The sequence below is a fragment of the Mycolicibacterium boenickei genome (assembly GCF_010731295.1).
Taxonomy (GTDB): domain Bacteria; phylum Actinomycetota; class Actinomycetes; order Mycobacteriales; family Mycobacteriaceae; genus Mycobacterium; species Mycobacterium boenickei.
Genome location: NZ_AP022579.1, coordinates 1,428,296 through 1,443,761, shown reverse-complemented (window position 1 = coordinate 1,443,761; position 15,466 = coordinate 1,428,296). Strand labels below are relative to the sequence as shown.

17 protein-coding genes are annotated in these 15,466 nt (G+C 66.0%); 5 read left to right on the top strand and 12 right to left on the bottom strand.

Annotated features, from left to right (window positions below; genetic code table 11):
* Positions 1 to 4: 4 nt before the first annotated feature.
* The 6 genes from G6N57_RS06730 to fadD5 all read right to left on the bottom strand — a co-directional run bounded on the left by G6N57_RS06730 (position 5) and on the right by fadD5 (position 7,322).
* A complete protein-coding gene (locus G6N57_RS06730; RefSeq protein WP_077741805.1) occupies positions 5 to 1,570 on the bottom strand; it encodes an MCE family protein in 1,566 nt (521 codons plus the stop codon).
* Positions 1,567 to 2,598, bottom strand: a complete 1,032-nt coding sequence (locus G6N57_RS06725) for an MCE family protein (protein WP_077739802.1) — start codon at positions 2,596 to 2,598, stop codon at positions 1,567 to 1,569. The genes G6N57_RS06730 and G6N57_RS06725 overlap by 4 nt, the downstream gene beginning before the upstream one ends.
* Positions 2,595 to 3,815 carry an MCE family protein gene (locus G6N57_RS06720; protein WP_077739801.1) on the bottom strand — a complete coding sequence of 407 codons (1,221 nt, stop codon included), beginning with the start codon at positions 3,813 to 3,815 and terminating at the stop codon, positions 2,595 to 2,597. The genes G6N57_RS06725 and G6N57_RS06720 overlap by 4 nt, the downstream gene beginning before the upstream one ends.
* A gap of 4 nt (positions 3,816 to 3,819) precedes the next feature.
* A complete protein-coding gene (locus tag G6N57_RS06715) occupies positions 3,820 to 4,689 on the bottom strand; it encodes an MlaE family ABC transporter permease (RefSeq protein ID WP_077739800.1) in 870 nt (289 codons plus the stop codon).
* A 1-nt stretch (position 4,690) separates the two neighbouring features.
* Positions 4,691 to 5,491, bottom strand: coding sequence for an MlaE family ABC transporter permease (locus G6N57_RS06710; protein ID WP_036443857.1), 801 nt, complete (start codon positions 5,489 to 5,491; stop codon positions 4,691 to 4,693).
* Positions 5,492 to 5,732: 241 nt separating this feature from the next.
* On the bottom strand, positions 5,733 to 7,322 hold the full coding sequence (fadD5, locus tag G6N57_RS06705; RefSeq protein ID WP_077739799.1) for a fatty-acid--CoA ligase FadD5: 1,590 nt from the start codon (positions 7,320 to 7,322) through the stop codon (positions 5,733 to 5,735).
* A gap of 126 nt (positions 7,323 to 7,448) precedes the next feature.
* Between fadD5 and G6N57_RS06700 the strand changes: the two genes are divergently transcribed.
* The 3 genes from G6N57_RS06700 (at position 7,449) to G6N57_RS06690 (ending at position 8,884) form a co-directional block, all read left to right on the top strand.
* The gene (locus G6N57_RS06700; RefSeq protein ID WP_077739798.1) at positions 7,449 to 8,141 is read left to right on the top strand and encodes a GntR family transcriptional regulator; all 693 of its coding nucleotides are present in this window, start codon (positions 7,449 to 7,451) and stop codon (positions 8,139 to 8,141) included.
* Between the two features lie 286 nt (positions 8,142 to 8,427).
* Positions 8,428 to 8,577 (top strand): hypothetical protein, encoded by a 150-nt coding sequence (locus tag G6N57_RS06695; protein ID WP_162563929.1) that lies wholly within the window; start codon positions 8,428 to 8,430, stop codon positions 8,575 to 8,577.
* Between the two features lie 4 nt (positions 8,578 to 8,581).
* Positions 8,582 to 8,884 (top strand): hypothetical protein, encoded by a 303-nt coding sequence (locus G6N57_RS06690; protein ID WP_077739797.1) that lies wholly within the window; start codon positions 8,582 to 8,584, stop codon positions 8,882 to 8,884.
* Here the strand turns inward: G6N57_RS06690 and G6N57_RS06685 are convergent.
* Both G6N57_RS06685 and G6N57_RS06680 read right to left on the bottom strand, forming a co-directional pair.
* Positions 8,881 to 9,321, bottom strand: coding sequence for an SRPBCC family protein (locus G6N57_RS06685; RefSeq protein ID WP_077739796.1), 441 nt, complete (start codon positions 9,319 to 9,321; stop codon positions 8,881 to 8,883). The two genes, G6N57_RS06690 and G6N57_RS06685, sit on opposite strands and share 4 nt — an antisense overlap.
* Entirely contained in the window at positions 9,290 to 9,760 is a 471-nt protein-coding gene (locus G6N57_RS06680) for an acyl-CoA thioesterase (RefSeq protein WP_077741804.1), read from the bottom strand. Before G6N57_RS06680 ends, G6N57_RS06685 begins: the two co-directional genes overlap by 32 nt.
* 35 nt (positions 9,761 to 9,795) lie before the next feature.
* Here G6N57_RS06680 and G6N57_RS06675 point away from each other — a divergent pair, with 35 nt between their 5' ends.
* Positions 9,796 to 10,887, top strand: a complete 1,092-nt coding sequence (locus G6N57_RS06675; RefSeq protein WP_077739795.1) for an alcohol dehydrogenase catalytic domain-containing protein — start codon at positions 9,796 to 9,798, stop codon at positions 10,885 to 10,887.
* Here the strand turns inward: G6N57_RS06675 and G6N57_RS06670 are convergent.
* Together G6N57_RS06670 and G6N57_RS06665 are read right to left on the bottom strand one after the other, a co-directional pair.
* Positions 10,884 to 12,602, bottom strand: coding sequence for an acyl-CoA dehydrogenase (locus tag G6N57_RS06670; RefSeq protein ID WP_077739794.1), 1,719 nt, complete (start codon positions 12,600 to 12,602; stop codon positions 10,884 to 10,886). The two genes, G6N57_RS06675 and G6N57_RS06670, sit on opposite strands and share 4 nt — an antisense overlap.
* Before the next feature lie 9 nt (positions 12,603 to 12,611).
* Entirely contained in the window at positions 12,612 to 13,496 is an 885-nt protein-coding gene (locus G6N57_RS06665; protein WP_077739793.1) for a sigma-70 family RNA polymerase sigma factor, read from the bottom strand.
* Between the two features lie 80 nt (positions 13,497 to 13,576).
* Here G6N57_RS06665 and G6N57_RS06660 point away from each other — a divergent pair, with 80 nt between their 5' ends.
* Positions 13,577 to 13,957, top strand: coding sequence for a DoxX family protein (locus G6N57_RS06660; protein ID WP_077739792.1), 381 nt, complete (start codon positions 13,577 to 13,579; stop codon positions 13,955 to 13,957).
* Here G6N57_RS06660 and G6N57_RS06655 read toward each other — a convergent pair.
* Together G6N57_RS06655 and G6N57_RS06650 are read right to left on the bottom strand one after the other, a co-directional pair.
* Positions 13,950 to 14,723 carry an SDR family oxidoreductase gene (locus tag G6N57_RS06655; RefSeq protein ID WP_077739791.1) on the bottom strand — a complete coding sequence of 258 codons (774 nt, stop codon included), beginning with the start codon at positions 14,721 to 14,723 and terminating at the stop codon, positions 13,950 to 13,952. The genes G6N57_RS06660 and G6N57_RS06655 overlap by 8 nt on opposite strands.
* A gap of 3 nt (positions 14,724 to 14,726) precedes the next feature.
* Complete coding sequence (locus tag G6N57_RS06650; RefSeq protein WP_065458920.1) at positions 14,727 to 15,404, bottom strand: TetR/AcrR family transcriptional regulator; 678 nt, start codon at positions 15,402 to 15,404, stop codon at positions 14,727 to 14,729.
* Positions 15,405 to 15,466 lie beyond the last annotated feature (62 nt).

Here is a 15,466-nt window from a genome sequence, read left to right as displayed (position 1 = left end):
CGGCCTATCCCTGCGACCCGGGCGGAAGGAACGGCGGATTACCTGGTAGCGGCGGCGTGCCCACCGGCCCGGCATCCGGCCCCGGTCCCGGCGGTGCCGGAGGAGCGTTCACCGGTCCCGGGTGCGGCGCGTAGCCCGGCAGGGGTCCCGGCGCCACCGGGATCGGGGCGATCGGAACGGTGCGGGCTCCCGGCGGACCGGGCGCCAGCTCGACCGGTGCACCCGGCTGATCCGGCGGCATCTCGCCGGGGATGGCCGCGCTGGGCACACCCGGCGAATGCGCGATGCCGTCAGGATTCGGTGCCGAGGTCGCCAGGTCCGGCGGACCGTACTCCGGGCCACCGAACGGACCCTGGGTGGCGGCCGCGCACGGCATCGGGTTGCCCGGCGACGGGATCCCGGCCGCGGTCGGCGTGTACGAGCACGGCGATCCGGGCGGGACGGCAGGTCCCGGGTGCTCCGGGGTGCCTTCCAGCGGCGTCGGGGCCGGCGGCGGAGCGCCGTTCTCGAAGCGCTTGCCGTTGGGATCGGGGAAGCGGGCCGACGGCAGACCGGCGTTACGCCAGAACTCCTCGGGATCGATGCCGCGCTTCTTGAACGCGGAATCGACGAAGGGCTGCAGGATCTGCGGCGGGATCAGGTTGACGAGCATCACCTTGAAGTACGGGCCCGAGGCCAGCGCCTCTGCCAGCGAGGTGATGAACTTGCCTGCGACAGTGAGGGTGTCGGCCAGATCCTGCTTGCGCTCGACGAGCAGGTCGCTGACGGTGCGCAACTGCTCCAGCACGTGGTTCAGGTTCGGGTTGTCGTTGATCAGGCCCTCGACCTCACGCGACACCGTCGACACCCGCTCCAGCAACATGCTGACGGCCTGGCCACGCTCGTTGACCGCGGCCAGCAGGGTCTGGGCGTTCACCAGCAGCTGGTTGACCTGCGTGCTGCGGTCACCGAGCACCGTGGCGATCTTGTTGGCATTGGCCAGCAGCTTCTTGACGTCCTCGTCGCGCTTGCCGATGGTCTCGGAGAACTTGGCCACGCCGTCCAGCGCGGCGCTCAGGTGCGGCGAGGTCTGATCGACCGTCTCCGACAACACGTTCAGCGATTCCTTGACCGAGTTCGTGTCCCAACCCGACGCGTTGCGCGTGACATCGAGGAACGCGTCGTAGATCTGATACGGCGTCGTCGTCTGCCCCAGCGGCAGCATCCCGCGCGGGGGCAGCGTCTGGCTGCCGCGCGGCTGGATCTCGATGTTCTTGCGACCCAGGATCGTGTCGGTCCGGATCGCCGCACGGCTCTCGGTGCCGATCGTCTTGCCACCCAGGGTGTAGCCGATCTCGACCTTGTCGCCGTTGATGTCCATGCTCTTGACGGTGCCGACATCCATACCGGCGATGCGCACCTTGTCACCCAGGTTCAGGCCTCCGGTATCGGAGAACTGGCCGTAGTACGTGGGAACCGCGAACAGCATCGGCACACTCGTCAGCGTCGAACCGACGCCGATCACCAGTGCCACCACCACAACGCCCATCAGGCCTTTGCGGAAGCGGTCGGAACCTTGCAGTGTCCTCATCTCGGCGTGCACCTACCCGACGGCTGTGAACTGAGTTTGACGGTTCGGACAGGGCCACCTGGCTGCAACCCGTTGAGCTTCAACGAGAGGTCGCAGGCGTAGAAGTTGAAGAAGTCACCGTAGATGCCACCGGCACGCCCGATGATCTTCAACGCTTGAGGGAACTGCACCAGGATGTCGTTGAGCTGCTGCTTCTGGTCGATCAGCGGCTGCTGGATGACCTCGAGATAGCCCACGGTGTCCTTGAGCAGCGGCCGGTTGTCGGACAGCAGATCCGCCAGCGAGCCGGCCGCGTTGCTGATGTTGGCCACCGAGGATCCGATCGGATCGGCCCGGTTCTTCAGCCCGGTGATCAGCGTCTCGAAGTTCTTGAGGGTGTCATCGAACTGCTGCTGATGCGCGACGGTGGTGTCCAGGACGATGTTGAGGTTCTTGATCACCTCACCGATGGCCTGATCCCGATCGGCGATGCTCTGGGTGAGCTGCGCCGTCTGGTCCAGGATGTCGTTGATGGTGCCGCCCTGGCCCTGGAAGATCGTGATGATCGACTTGGAGATGGTGTTGACCTTCTCCGGGCTCAGCGACTGGAACAGCGGCCGGAATCCGCCGACGAGTGCGTCGAGGTCGAGCGCGGGCTCCGTGCGTTCCAGCGGAATGGTGCTGCCCGGCTCGATCTTCGTGTTGCTCTCACCCCGCTTGAGCTCGAGGTAGCGGTTACCGATCAGGTCCTGGTACCGGATCGCGGCAGTGGTCTGGTCGAACAACGGCAGCGACTTCTCGACGTTGAACGTGACCTCGGCCTGCTGGCCGCCGTTGACCAGCTTGACGCCCGAGACCTTGCCGACCTCGACGCCGGAGGCACGGACGAACTGCCCGGTGCGCAGACCGCTGACGTTCTTGAAGATCGCCGAGTACTCGGAGGTCCGGTTGAACCGGATCTGACCGAAGACCACGAAGATGATCGCAGTGAAGGTGAGCAGCACCAGTGAAAAGATGCCGAGCTTGAGAATCGTGCCCTTGATACTCATGGGTTGATCGTGTTCTCCCCCACTTGGCGGCCCCACACGTACTCGGCCACGAGCGGTTGACCCATCTCGAGGTGGTTGTACGGGGCGATCGATGCACCGGTATCCATCACCAGGTACGGCATGGGCCACAGGTCCTTGGTGACCGGCTGCCAGCAGCCGGGCCGGCCCTCGGGCCCGCCCTTGGCGTTGACCCGCGGCAGGTTGTCGGGATAGACGTACGGGTTACCGACGCCGATCACCAGCGAGTGCGTCTGCAGCGAGTAGCCGTTACCACCAAGCGCGCCAGCCAGTTTCGGTCCGGCATCGTGGTAGTTGCGGATCGTGCAGAACAGTGCCGGGCTGTACTTGTCGAGCAGGGCCGACGTCGGCAGCAGGTCCTGGGCACCGCGGACCAGATACGGGCCACCACGCTCGAAGATGTCACCACCGGTGTTGCCGAAACCGACCGCGGCCACCAACGCCTGATCCAGATTGCCCCGCTGCTCATTGAGCGTGCGGGCCGTGGTCACCGCATTGGTCAAACCATCGAACAGATCCGGACCCGCATTCGCATACACCTCACCCAAGTCGGCCAGACCCGCGGTATCCCGACGAATCTGAGGCATCCGCGGATTCAGATCAGCCAAGATGTCATTGCCATTGACGATCGACTGACCGAACTTGTCCCCCAAACCATCGAGCGCCTGCGCGGTGGCGGTCAGCGTCTGGTTCAGCTTGATCGGATCGATCTGCTCAGAGATCGCAGTGATCGTCTCGAACAACGTGTTGAACTCCGTCGTCACACCCTGAGCACGGATCGGCGTATCGGGCGTCAACCGATTCGGCGACGGGTTCGACGGCGACAAAAACGAGATGTACTTGTTGCCGAACACCGTGGTCGCCCGCAGTTCGGCAGTCACATTCTCCGGGATCAGCTTCAAGTACTGAGGCTTGACGTCCAACGTCAGCCGCGCCTCCGGGTTGTCATCGACGGTGACCACATCAACCGACGCCAACCGGCCGATCGGCACACCGTTGAAGGTCACCTTCGACCCCGGATCCATCGACAAACCAGCCCGGCCCGACAACACGGTCAACTGAGCCTTCTTCTCGAAGGACCCACGAAACTGCATCCACGTCAGCGCGAAGACCACCGCGGTGACGAGCGCGAGGACGAGTCCGGCCAGCTTGTACGGCGGGATCTTCGGCTTGTTCAGAGAAGCTTGAGGTGCCGTCATGCCGCTACACCGTGAGGTTGAAGTTGGGGTCGGTGCCGTAGAGCGCCAACGATGCCAACAGGACCACCAACACGATTGCGATCAACGAGGTTCGCATCGACCTCCCTACTGCCTCACCCACACCGACAGCACCGCCACTGGCGTAGTAGCCGAAGTAGCAGTGGTTCAACATGACCACGACGGACATGACGATGACCTGAAGGAAGGACCACATCACGTCGTCGACACGCAGGAACGTATGGAAGTAGTGCTCATACGTACCCACCGACTGCGAGTAGAAGACCGTCGTCACGAACTGCGCAGACAGGAAGGACAGCAGGATCGCCATCGCGTACAGCGGGATGATGACGATCGACCCGGCGATGATGCGGGTGGACACCAGGTACGAGATCGACCGGATGCCCATGACTTCCAGTGCGTCGACCTCTTCGCTGATGCGCATGGCGCCGAGTTCGGCAGTGGCGCCGGCACCGACCGTGGAGGCCAGGGCCTGCCCGGTGACGACCGGGGCAACGACGCGGATGTTTGCCAGGGCGGCGAAGAAGCCGGTGAAGGCCTCGACACCGATGTTGCCCAGGGAGGCGAAGCCCTGGATGGCGATCAGGGAGCCGGCCGACAGCGTGACGAAACCGATGATGGCCACGGTGCCGCCGATGACGGCCATGGCGCCGGTACCCATACCGATCTCGGCGACCAGGCGCAGCGCCTCACGGCGGTAGTGCCGGAACGCATGCGGGATGGAGCCGATGGCCTGGACGACGAACCACGCGACGTGGCCCATGCTGTCGAGGAACCGGCCCGGCGTGCCCGCGATGTCTGACGTGCGCGAGAACGCCCGGGGGAACCGGGACCGAAGGACTGTTGCAGTACTCATGTCAGTGCCCTGTTCCGAACCGCACACCGATGGTGGTGAGCACGACGTTGACTGCGAACAATGCCACCACGCACAGCACCAGGGTCTCGTTCACGGCGGTGCCGACGCCCTTGGAGCCACCGGCCACCGTCAGGCCTCGGTAGCAGCCGACGAGTCCGGCGATCAGACCGAACAGGGTTGCCTTGATGACCGAGATCATCACCTCGGGGAATCCGGTCAGCAGGGTCAGCGTGGATACATAGGCACCCGCGGACACGTTCTGGACGTACACACCGAAGAAGAAGCCACCGATCAGGCCGATGGTGATCACCGCACCGTTGAGCATGAAGGCCACGAAGGTGGAGGCCACCACGCGAGGAACGACGAGCCGCTCGATGGGGTCGATGCCCAGCACCTCGAGCGCGTCGATCTCTTCACGCACCGTGCGGGCGCCGAGGTCCGCGCAAATCGCGGTCGACCCGGCACCGGCCACGACGAGCACGGTGACCAGAGGACCCAGCTGCGTAACCGCACCGAGGGCAGCGCCTGCGCCCGAGACGTCAGCTGCGCCGAACTCCGCCAACAGGATGTTGAGCGTGAAGATGATGAGCACCGTCAGTGGGATCGATACCGCGAGCGTGGGCAGGAATGCCACCCGGATGAGGAACCAGCTCTGCAGCACGAACTCTTTCCACTGGAATGGCCGTGTGAGAAAGGCCTTTCCAGTGAGCACGGTCATCTTGAAGAAGCCACCGACCATAGCCAGCGGCTTCTCCAATTGACCACGTACGTAGCCGACGAGCCCGTCGGCAGGCGCCGTCACCGGTGCGCCCCCTGGACGTGTCGCACGCCCCCTCCTCGTCGCCTGTCAGCTTGTGTGATCCGTCTCTCCCTACTCGTGAGTAGTAATTGAGACCACCGGACTGTACCCGATGGAAACCGGGCCGTGCACCGCATCGGGTGGATTGTGCCATCAACCGTTAACAAGGGCATGCAAAGACAGCAAACTTTCGTGGCGACCTGCAGAAACCGTTGACGCTGAGTTACTTTCGTAACCGTCAACGCTACTGGGCGGTGATCGGCGAACCGAAACGCTCCCTGAGTTCGGTCTTGAGCACCTTGCCCGACGGGTTGCGAGGCAGGGCATCGACGATTTCGAGCGCCTTCGGGTGCTTGTAGCGCGCCAGGCGTTCGGTGAGAAAGCCGTCGAGCTCCCCGAGACTCAGGACGTCACCTCTGGCGAGCGCTACTACCGCAACCGGAACCTCGCCCCATTTCTCGTCGTGGCGCCCGATCACGGCGACCTCGGTGATGGAGGGATGCCCGGCGAGGACGTTTTCCACCTCGGCGCAGTAAATGTTCTCTCCGCCGGAGATGATCATGTCCTTCTTGCGGTCGACCACCCAGATGTAGCCCTCCTCGTCCTGCCGCACGAGGTCTCCGGAGTGGAACCAGCCGCCGGCGAAGGCCTCGGCGGTGGCCTTGGGGTTGTTCCAGTAGCCGGCCATCAAAGTTGGGGCGCGGTAGACGATCTCGCCGACCTCGCCGACCGGGACGTCGTTCATGTTCTCGTCCACGATGCGGGCCGAAACGGTGGGGATGACCTGTCCCACCGAACCGAGCTTGCGAATTGCGTCGTCCGCCAACAACATGCAGGTGACCGGGGACATCTCGGTCTGCCCGAACGCGGCGAGGATCTGGCTGCCCGGGAAGGTCTCGGCCATTGCGCGGAGCAACGTGTCCGAAGCCGGCGCGGCGCCCCACGACAAGGCCCGCAGGCAAAGATCACGTGGATTGGCTTTCTGCTCAGCGCATACCGCCTGCCACTGCGCGGGCACCAGGAAGATCGCGGTGACCTTCTCGGCTGCGAGGACGTCGAGCAACGCACCAGGGTCGAACGCGCCGAGCGGGTAGATCACCGTGGGCAGGCCGAGCGTGAGACCCGTGTTCACGTTTCCGGCGACGCCGGCGATGTGGAACAGCGGGACGCCGATGAAGCCGACGTCGTTGTTGATGTCGACGCCGGTGGTGAACAGGTTGGTCATGCCCTGCCCGACCAAGTTGTTGTGGGTCAGCACCGCGCCCTTGGGTCGGCCGGTGGTGCCGGAGGTGTACATGATCAGCGCGGGAGCATCGCTGGGGATGTCGACCGGCGCCGCGGGCGCACCGTCTTCGGCGATCAGGTCCTCATAGCCCAGGACGCCGTCTTCCGTCGGGGCGTCGGCCACGATGACCGTCGACAGCGTGGCATCGAGATCGCGCACGGCCGTGGCGACGCCGGCCAGGACGGGCTCGGTGACGACGACGCGGGCCTCGCAGTCACTGACCAAGAAGGCGATCTCCGGCGGGGTCATCCGGAAGTTCACCGGGACCGCGATGGCGCCGAGCCTGTTGGCCGCCAGCATCGCCTCGATGAACTCCGGGCGGTTGAGCATCAGGATCAGCACCCGGTCGCCGAATCCGATGCCGCGCCGGCTCAGGGCGCCCGCGAGCTTGGTCACGCGATGGTCGAGCTCGCGCCACGTGGTGGTGTGCCCCAGGAACCGTAGAGCGGTTTTCTCGGGCTGCATCAGGGCATGCCGCGTGAGTTGGTTGGACCAGTTCTGACGGCGGGCCAGGTACGGCTGCTCAGTGGGGAACGGCTCGGCAGTCAACGGATCTGTACTCCATGGGTATTGAGTTGCACGAATTTTATATTTGATCAAACATGGGGTTGCCCCGGTCACACTATGGCCTCGGCGCCTCGGCGACAAGCCCACCAGAAAGGCGACCGGATACGCGTGAATGCACCTGCCAGAGCGGCCGTGCAACGTCGTCGCGGGGGACGGCGCGAGCAACTTTCCGACGAGGTTGCCGCCCAACTGCGGGCCGAGATCATGACCGGGGTGCTGCGGCCCGGGACATTCATCCGGCTCGACGAGACCGCGGCCGCACTCGGCGTCAGCATCACCCCGGTGCGGGAGGCACTGCGCACGCTCCGCGGCGAGGGCATGGTGCAGTTGGAGCCGAACCGCGGGCACGTCGTGGTGCCGCTGACCCGTGCCGACGTCGAGGACATCTTCTGGCTGCAGGCCACCATCGCGCGCAAGCTGGCCGCCACCGCCACCACCCGCATCACCGGCGCCCAGATCGACGAACTGGAGCAGCTCAACGCCGAGCTCGCGGCGGCGGTCGAGGAACATGACCCCGTGGCGATCTCGTCAGCCGAATTCGCCTTCCATCGCGCCTTCAACCACGCCAGCGGCCGGATCAAGCTGGCCTGGTTCCTGCTGCACGTCGCGCGGTACCTGCCTGCGCTGATCTATTCGACCGATCCGAAGTGGGGCACCGAGGCCGTCGAGAATCACCGACTGCTGATCGACGCGCTGCGCAGGCGCGACACCGACGCCGCGGTGGAACTCAACGCCAACCAGTTCACCGACGCCGCGCAGCGGCTCATCGCGCGGCTGAACGACATCGGGATGTGGGACTGACAGGCTGAGTGCTCGGCTCTTGCCGGCCTCGGCGGGTCGTCACAGCGTTGCGGCGTGTCGTAGCGCGAAATCGATGTCCGCCCTGCCCGGCTGTCAGCGACAATCGAGCGACAATCGCCTCAGGTACACCGTTGGCATCTCCGGTCACAGATGCGATCAGTACTCGCGTCACTCCAGGCAAGCGAACCTCATGCGTATCGCTTTTCGGGTTGCCCACCTAGCAGCGACAGAGTCGCTGCTAGTCGGGCACTGGACAGCTGAGGCGGGCGGGGCCGGAGATGCATTAGTGGCAAAAACGCTCAGCGACAATGGGTTTGACGCGGCCCATGATGCTGAAGTGGCGATTGTCGCTGGATTGTCGCTCGCAGCCGGGCACATCGGATATCCGTCCGAAATCGGCGACCAGAATGACTGTCAGACCCTGCTGGCACCGTGACGCCATGGCGGACAAACTCCTGCTGCGCGGCACCAACCTCCGTTACGTCCTCACCATGCAGCTGCTGCAAAACGGCACGCAATCGGTGGCCGATCTGGTCGATGCGCTCGAGGACCAGGGCTTCACCACCACTGGACGTGCGTCGAAGGCGATCTCCGACGCCCTGCGGTGGGAGATGAACCACGGCCGGGTCTACCGGGTCAGGCACGGCCGGTACCGGCCGGCCGAGATGCCACGGGCCACCGAGTACCGCATCCGCAACCGCGTACTGGAGCTGCGGGCGGCAGCAGCCGATCTCGCGGCCTAGGCGGAGAGCTGCTGCACCCTACCGACGAGGGCGTTGGCCAGGTGATCGAGCGTGTCGCCGGCCAACTTCTTCACCATCATGGCCGGGACCGGCAGCTTGACCTCGACGTCGAGGTCAACCTGAAGCAGTGTGCTGTCCGGCCCGAGCGGCACGACCGAGAACCTCTGCTCCTGCTTGGTGAAGTGGTCACCCTGCTGCATCACGGTGAATATCTGGTTCTCCGCGGGGTAGTAGACCGCGTTGATGAAGACACCGGACTGACCCTGGATCTCGACGTCGAGCCGCAACTGGCTGGGCCGGCCGTCGTCGTAGCGGGCCAGAATCCAGCAGCCCTTGATCTCGGGGTTCCACTGCGGATAGGCCTCGAAATCACCGACGATCGCCATGATCTTCTCGGCAGGGGCATCAACCTCGACGGTCTTGCTCACGAGTGGCATCCGGCGAGCATATCGACTGCAGCAGATCGCGGATCACGTCGGGAATCGGTACCGGGCGCCGCGTGGTCCGGTCCACGTAAACATGCACCCAGTGGCCGACCGCCGCCACCGGGCCGTTCGGCTCGAACAATCCGAGCCGGTAGGTGACACTGCTGTTGCCCAATCGGGCCACCGCCAGGCCGACGACCAACGGGTCGGGGAACTTCAGCTCGGCGAAGTAGCGGCAACCGGACTCGGCGACCACACCGAGCCACGGAGCGTTGACCGGATCGACGTCGCAGTTGGTGTTGATCCAGGCGTTGATCGCGGTGTCGAACAGCTCGTAGTACACCGCGTTGTTGAGGTGGCCGAACATGTCGTTGTCCGTCCATCGGGTCAGCACCGGCCAGTGCAGCGGAAAGTCCAAGCTGGTCGGCACGGGTTCGTCACGGCTGGTCATGGCTGAAGTCTGACAGCAGGTGACAGGCTGGTGACATGTTGATCCGCGGAGCCGTCCTCGAGCACATCGGCCTGTCCCGTCCGTACGCCGCATCCCAGCCGATCCAGGTGAGCGACCTCGACCTCGCCGAACCGGGCCCGGGCGAACTGCTGGTGCGCATCGAGGCCGCGGGGTTGTGCCACTCCGATCTGTCGGTGGTGGACGGCAACCGGGTGCGCCCGGTTCCGATGCTCCTGGGCCATGAGGCCGCCGGGATCGTCGAGGCCGGTGACACCGATCTGCCGGTGGGTCAACGGGTGGTGATGACGTTCCTCCCGCGCTGCGGGGAATGCCCGGCGTGTGCGACCGACGGACTGACACCGTGCGGACCGGGATCGGCCGCCAACGGCGCCGGCACGTTGATGAGCGGCGACATCCGGCTGACTCGCGACGGCCGGCCGGTCTTCCATCATCTCGGGGTCTCCGGCTTCGCCACCTACGCCGTCGTGGACCGTCGCTCGGTGGTCCCCGTCCCCGCTGACGTCCCTGCCACAGTGGCCTCACTGCTCGGGTGCGCCGTGCTCACCGGCGGCGGCGCAGTGCTCAACGTCGGCATGCCGCGGCCCGGACAGACGGTGGCAGTGGTCGGACTGGGCGGCGTGGGCATGGCGGCGGCCCTGACCGCACTGGCCCACGACGACGTGCGCGTCATTGGCGTGGACCAGCTGCCGGACAAGCTGGCCAAGGCCCGCGCGCTCGGTGTGCACGAGACCTACACCCCTGAGCAGGCCGCCGACCTCAAGGCCGACGTGGTGATCGAAGCCGCAGGCCATCCCGCCGCGCTGGAAACCTCCATCGCGCTCACCGGGCCCGGCGGCCGCACCATCACCGTCGGCCTGCCCCGCCCGGACGCCCGAATCTCTGTGTCGCCGTTGGGTTTCGTCGCCGAAGGCCGGTCCCTGATCGGCAGCTACCTGGGCTCGGCGGTGCCGGCCCGCGACATCCCGCGGTTCGTCGAACTCTGGCGAGCCGGGCGGCTACCGGTCGAGCAGCTGGTGTCCTCGACCATCACCCTCGACCAGATCAACACCGGTATGGACGAGCTGGCCGACGGGCGCGCGGTCCGCCAGATCATCGAGTTCGGCTAGAACCAGCCGTCCCGCATCTCCAGCGTGGTGCGGTCCAGACTCTCCAGCAGGTCCAATTGCGGTGTGGTCTTGGGGAGTTCATAACGGAAGAAGTACCGGGCGGCCTGCCGCTTGCCGTCATAGAAGTCTCCGGTACATCCTTCCGCGGCGAGCAACTGCTCCAGCCAGATCCAGGCCACCACGATGTGCCCGAACGCTTCGAGGTACACCGCGCTGTTGGCCATCGCGGCCTCGATGTCACCAGAGGCGAACATCGCGCCGGTGATCGCGACCAGCCGCTGCCAGGCGGCGTCGAGCTGAGTAGCCAGATCAGGAGCCGCACCCGAGGCCGCGGAGAGGGTCGCTTCAACCCGCTCCCCCAGCGCCGCGAGGCTGGCGCCACCATTCTGGGTCACCTTGCGGCCCAACAGGTCCAGGCTCTGGATACCGTGCGTGCCCTCGTGGATGGGGTTGAGCCGGTTGTCGCGGTAATGCTGCTCGACGTCGTACTCGCGGGTGTACCCGTAGCCGCCGTGCACCTGGATCGCCAGGCTGTTGGCCTCGACGCACCATTGCGACGGCCAGCTCTTGGCGACCGGGGTGAGGATGTCGAGCACGGCGGTGTCCTCAGCGGACCCGGTGTCGACCAACTTGGCGCAGTAGAGCGCCAGCGCCAGCCCACCTTCGACATAGGCCTTCTGCGCCAACAGCATTCGCTTGACGTCAGCATGCTCGATGATCGGCACCTGCGGGGTCGACGGGTCCTTGACACCCAGCGGCCGGCCCTGCGGGCGCTCGCGCGCGTACTCCAGCGACTTGAGGTACCCGGTGTAGCCCAGTGCGACGGCGCCCATCCCGACGCCCAGCCGGGCCTCGTTCATCATGTGGAACATGTAGACGATGCCGCGGTGCGGCTCGCCGACCAGATAGCCGACCGCGCCGTCGAAGTTGAGCACGGTGTTGGTGATACCGCGTTGCCCCATCTTGTGATTCAGCCCGGAGATGGCCACACCGTTGCGGGTGCCGTCGGCCAGGAACTTCGGCACGATGAACAACGAGATGCCCTTGGTCCCCGCCGGGCCACCCGGGATCTTGGCCAGTACCAGGTTGACGATGTTCTCGGTCATCTCATGCTCGGCGCCCGAGATCCACATCTTCGAACCGAACAGCCGGTAGCTGCCGTCGGGCTGCGGTTCGGCACGGGTGGTGATGTCGGCCAGCGACGATCCGGCCTGGGTCTCCGACAGCGCCATGGTGCCCGAGAACCGGCCCGCCAGCATGGGTTTGACGAATGTCTCGATCTGCTCGGGTGAGCCGAACCGGGCCAGCAGGTTGGCGTTGGCGATGGTCAGCATCAGATAGCCCGACGTCGACACATTCGCCGCGGAGATCCACGCGAACGCGGCCTGCGCCACAGTGGCAGGCAGTTGCGCGCCGCCGATCTCGGCATCCATCCCCATGGCGATCAGGTCGGCGGCCGCGAACGCGTCCCACGCCTCTTTCACGTCGGGAATCAGCGTGACGGTCTGCCCGTCAAACGTCGGCTCGTTGGCATCGCTGAGCTTGTTGTGCGGCGCGAAGTAACGGGTCGCGAGTTGCTCGCACAGGTCCAGCACGCCGTCGAAGGTCTCGCGGGAGTGCTCGGTGAAACGGTCCAGCGTCGTGAGCTTTTCGACGTCCAACCACTCGTAGAGCAGGAAGTCCAGGTCGCGCCGCGAGAGGATGGTCGACTTCATGCGGCCAGGTTAATCGCCGGCGGGCGGCTCGGGCAGTGACATCCGGGCCAGCCGGCGGGGATCGACGATCGACACGATCCCCACCAGTCGGCCCCCGTCGACGACACAGGCCATCACGCTGAGCGGACGACCGGTCGGTCCCCACGCCAGGATCCCGGGCTCACCGTTCACGGACACGCGGCGGGCCAGCACGCGGGTCCCCTGGCCGCGCCGGACCGCGGCGACGATGGCGTCCGATCCGGTCCCGACGGTCACTCCGGTAGCGGTGTACCGCTGCCAGCTGACATCCGGATCCAGCACCCGGAGCAGGGCATCGAAGTCGCCGTCACGCGCGGCGGCCAGGAACGCGTCGACCACCTGACGCTGCTCCTGCCTGCGTCGGCGGCTCCCGGTGGGCGGCGGCACGTCCTGCACCTTCCGGCGCGCGCGGCTGGCCAGCATCTTGACGGCATCGCCGGACCTGTCCAGGATCTGCCCGATATCGGCGAAGGGGACCGCGAACATGTCGTGCAGGACGAACGCGAGGCGTTCGTCTGGGCGCAGCGATCCCAGCACCACGAGCATCGCCAGCCCGACCGAGTCCGCGAGCACGGCGGCATCCTCCGGGGAGTCCACGTCCTCGGTGACGACGAATTCAGGAAGCTCAGCGGTGGCCGTCAGCTCGGCCCGGCTCGTGCGCGACCGCAACATGTCGATGCAGATGCGGCCCACCACCGTGGTCAGCCAGCCGGCGACGTTCTCGATCGAGCCCGCGTCCTGACGGGACAGTCGCAGCCATGCTTCCTGCACGGCATCCTCGGCGTCCGCCCGGGAACCCAGGACGCGGTGGGCAACCGCGAAAAGCCGCGGGCGCTGTTGCTCGAATACCTCCGCCAGTGATCCCTCGGGCCTCATCAGTTACCTCTCCTCGCGCGGATCCGTCATAAGAGTGACGAGTCGGCAGGACCCGACGTAACCACGGAACGGAGCGAGGAATGCACACCACCCTCTGGATCATCACCATCATCGCCGCTGCGGCCTACGCCGCAGGCGGCACCACCATGCTCGTGACGTCGCGGGAGCGGTACCGGTCGATGGGAAAGACGCAGCATTGGGTCGACGACTTCGGCGACGGTCACCTCAAGGCGATCGGGGCCATCAAACTGGCCGGCGCGATCGGCCTGGTGCTACCCGTCGCGGTGGGCATCGCACCGGTGCTGACCCCGCTGGCCGCCTGCGGGCTGGCCCTGTTCATGGCCGGTGCGGCCACGACGAGATTCCGCCGCAGCGAGTGGCTCTACATGGCCGGCGACATCGTCTATCTCGGCGTGTTCGCGTTCCTGGCCTGGGGCTGGTTCACCCTGCCCGTCACCTGATGGTGCTGACGCCGCCGTCGACCGGGATGACCGCGCCGGTGATGTAGGCGCTGGCGCGGCTGGCCAGGAACACCGAGATGCCGGCGATGTCGTCGGGCCGGCCGATCCGGCCCAAGGGAAGAACGGCACCTACCTCTTCCGAGCCGGCGCGCAGCATCTCCTTGGTCATCCGGGATTCGAACAGGCCCGGGGCGATCGCGTTGACGAGGATCTTCGGGGCCAGTTCACCGGCGAGGTGCTTCGTCAGCATGTGCACGGCGGCCTTGCTGGCGCTGTAGGAGAAGTTGTCGCGGCCCTTGCCGGGCGCGACGATGCCGTCGATGCTGCCGGTGTTGATCACGCGGGCCGGATCATCCTCGGTGGCAGCGGAATTCAGCAACGGGGTGAGCGCCCGGGTCAACAGGAACACACCTTTGACGTTGACGTCGTAGACCTTGTCGAACCCGGATTCGGGGAACTCCTCGTACGGTGCGCCCCAGGCCGCGCCCGCGTTGTTGAACAGCGCGTGGAGGGCGTCCTCGCGGCCGGTCACGGCGGCGGTGAGGGCGGCGACGCCTTCCGCGGTGCCCAGGTCGGCGGGCACCGCGGAGATCCGGCCGAGCGGCGACAGCGCCTCCACCGCCGCGGCCAGCTCGGCTTCCTTACGGCTGGAGATGTATACGGATGCCCCGGCTTGCAGCAGGCCCCTGGCCATCATCAGGCCGATACCGCGGCCGCCGCCGGTGACGACGGCGACCTTGCCGTCCAGTCGGAACAGATCAGTCATGTTCTAAGCCTTCTCGTCGACCTCGACCCCGAGCGGGGATTCGTTGCGCACCGTCTCGTCGCGGATCAGCCCGCGCAGCAGCGCCGTGCTGAACTCGACGGCGATCTCCTGGGCGGTCCGTCGGCCGTGCGGGCGCAACCAGCGGTAGGAGCCCAGCGTCATCCCGATGTAGCCCAGCGCCAGCACATGCGAATCGCAGTCGTAGAACTCGCCGCTGGCGATGCCGCGGTCGATCACGTCGCGCACATGCTCGTAGACCTGAGTCTCGGCGTGCCGGATGTAGGCCACCTGCTCCTCGGTGAACCACTCCGCGATGTAGGGGCCTTCCTGAAAGTAGACCGCCGCACGCTCGAGGTCGCCCGCGATGCCGACCAGCAACCGCCGGGTGAAGTTGTAGATGGTTTCCCGGGCCGACGCGGTGGGGTCGTCGTGCAGGGCCTCGACGGTGAAGTCCGCGGTGCTCTTGTAGATGTCGTAGAGGATCAGCGACTTGCTCGAGTAGTAGTGATAGACCGTGGCCTTGTTCAGGCCGACGGCTTCGGCGACGTCGTCCATCCGGGTGCCGTGATAGCCGCGGGCGGCGAACAGTTTGGCCGCGACAGTCAGCAGCTCATCTCGGCGGGATGTCCCGTTGGCGGCCGCACCGCCGCGGCCCCGGCCGCCCTCTGCGTCTGATGACATAGCACACTCACTATCAGCATCGCCCGGACCTTGCCCAGGAAATCAATCAACTAGATGGTTGA

What these genes read in the sequence shown, in the direction of transcription:
- G6N57_RS06730 (WP_077741805.1), bottom strand. Translation starts at nt 1,570, where the DNA reads ATGAGGACACTGCAAGGTTCCGACCGCTTCCGCAAAGGCCTGATGGGC.
- G6N57_RS06725 (WP_077739802.1), bottom strand. Translation starts at nt 2,598, where the DNA reads ATGAGTATCAAGGGCACGATTCTCAAGCTCGGCATCTTTTCACTGGTG.
- G6N57_RS06720 (WP_077739801.1), bottom strand. Translation starts at nt 3,815, where the DNA reads ATGACGGCACCTCAAGCTTCTCTGAACAAGCCGAAGATCCCGCCGTAC.
- G6N57_RS06715 (WP_077739800.1), bottom strand. Translation starts at nt 4,689, where the DNA reads ATGAGTACTGCAACAGTCCTTCGGTCCCGGTTCCCCCGGGCGTTCTCG.
- G6N57_RS06690 (WP_077739797.1), top strand. Translation starts at nt 8,582, where the DNA reads ATGGCGGACAAACTCCTGCTGCGCGGCACCAACCTCCGTTACGTCCTC.
- G6N57_RS06685 (WP_077739796.1), bottom strand. Translation starts at nt 9,321, where the DNA reads ATGCCACTCGTGAGCAAGACCGTCGAGGTTGATGCCCCTGCCGAGAAG.
- G6N57_RS06680 (WP_077741804.1), bottom strand. Translation starts at nt 9,760, where the DNA reads ATGACCAGCCGTGACGAACCCGTGCCGACCAGCTTGGACTTTCCGCTG.
- G6N57_RS06675 (WP_077739795.1), top strand. Translation starts at nt 9,796, where the DNA reads ATGTTGATCCGCGGAGCCGTCCTCGAGCACATCGGCCTGTCCCGTCCG.
- G6N57_RS06670 (WP_077739794.1), bottom strand. Translation starts at nt 12,602, where the DNA reads ATGAAGTCGACCATCCTCTCGCGGCGCGACCTGGACTTCCTGCTCTAC.
- G6N57_RS06665 (WP_077739793.1), bottom strand. Translation starts at nt 13,496, where the DNA reads ATGAGGCCCGAGGGATCACTGGCGGAGGTATTCGAGCAACAGCGCCCG.
- G6N57_RS06660 (WP_077739792.1), top strand. Translation starts at nt 13,577, where the DNA reads ATGCACACCACCCTCTGGATCATCACCATCATCGCCGCTGCGGCCTAC.
- G6N57_RS06655 (WP_077739791.1), bottom strand. Translation starts at nt 14,723, where the DNA reads ATGACTGATCTGTTCCGACTGGACGGCAAGGTCGCCGTCGTCACCGGC.
- G6N57_RS06650 (WP_065458920.1), bottom strand. Translation starts at nt 15,404, where the DNA reads ATGTCATCAGACGCAGAGGGCGGCCGGGGCCGCGGCGGTGCGGCCGCC.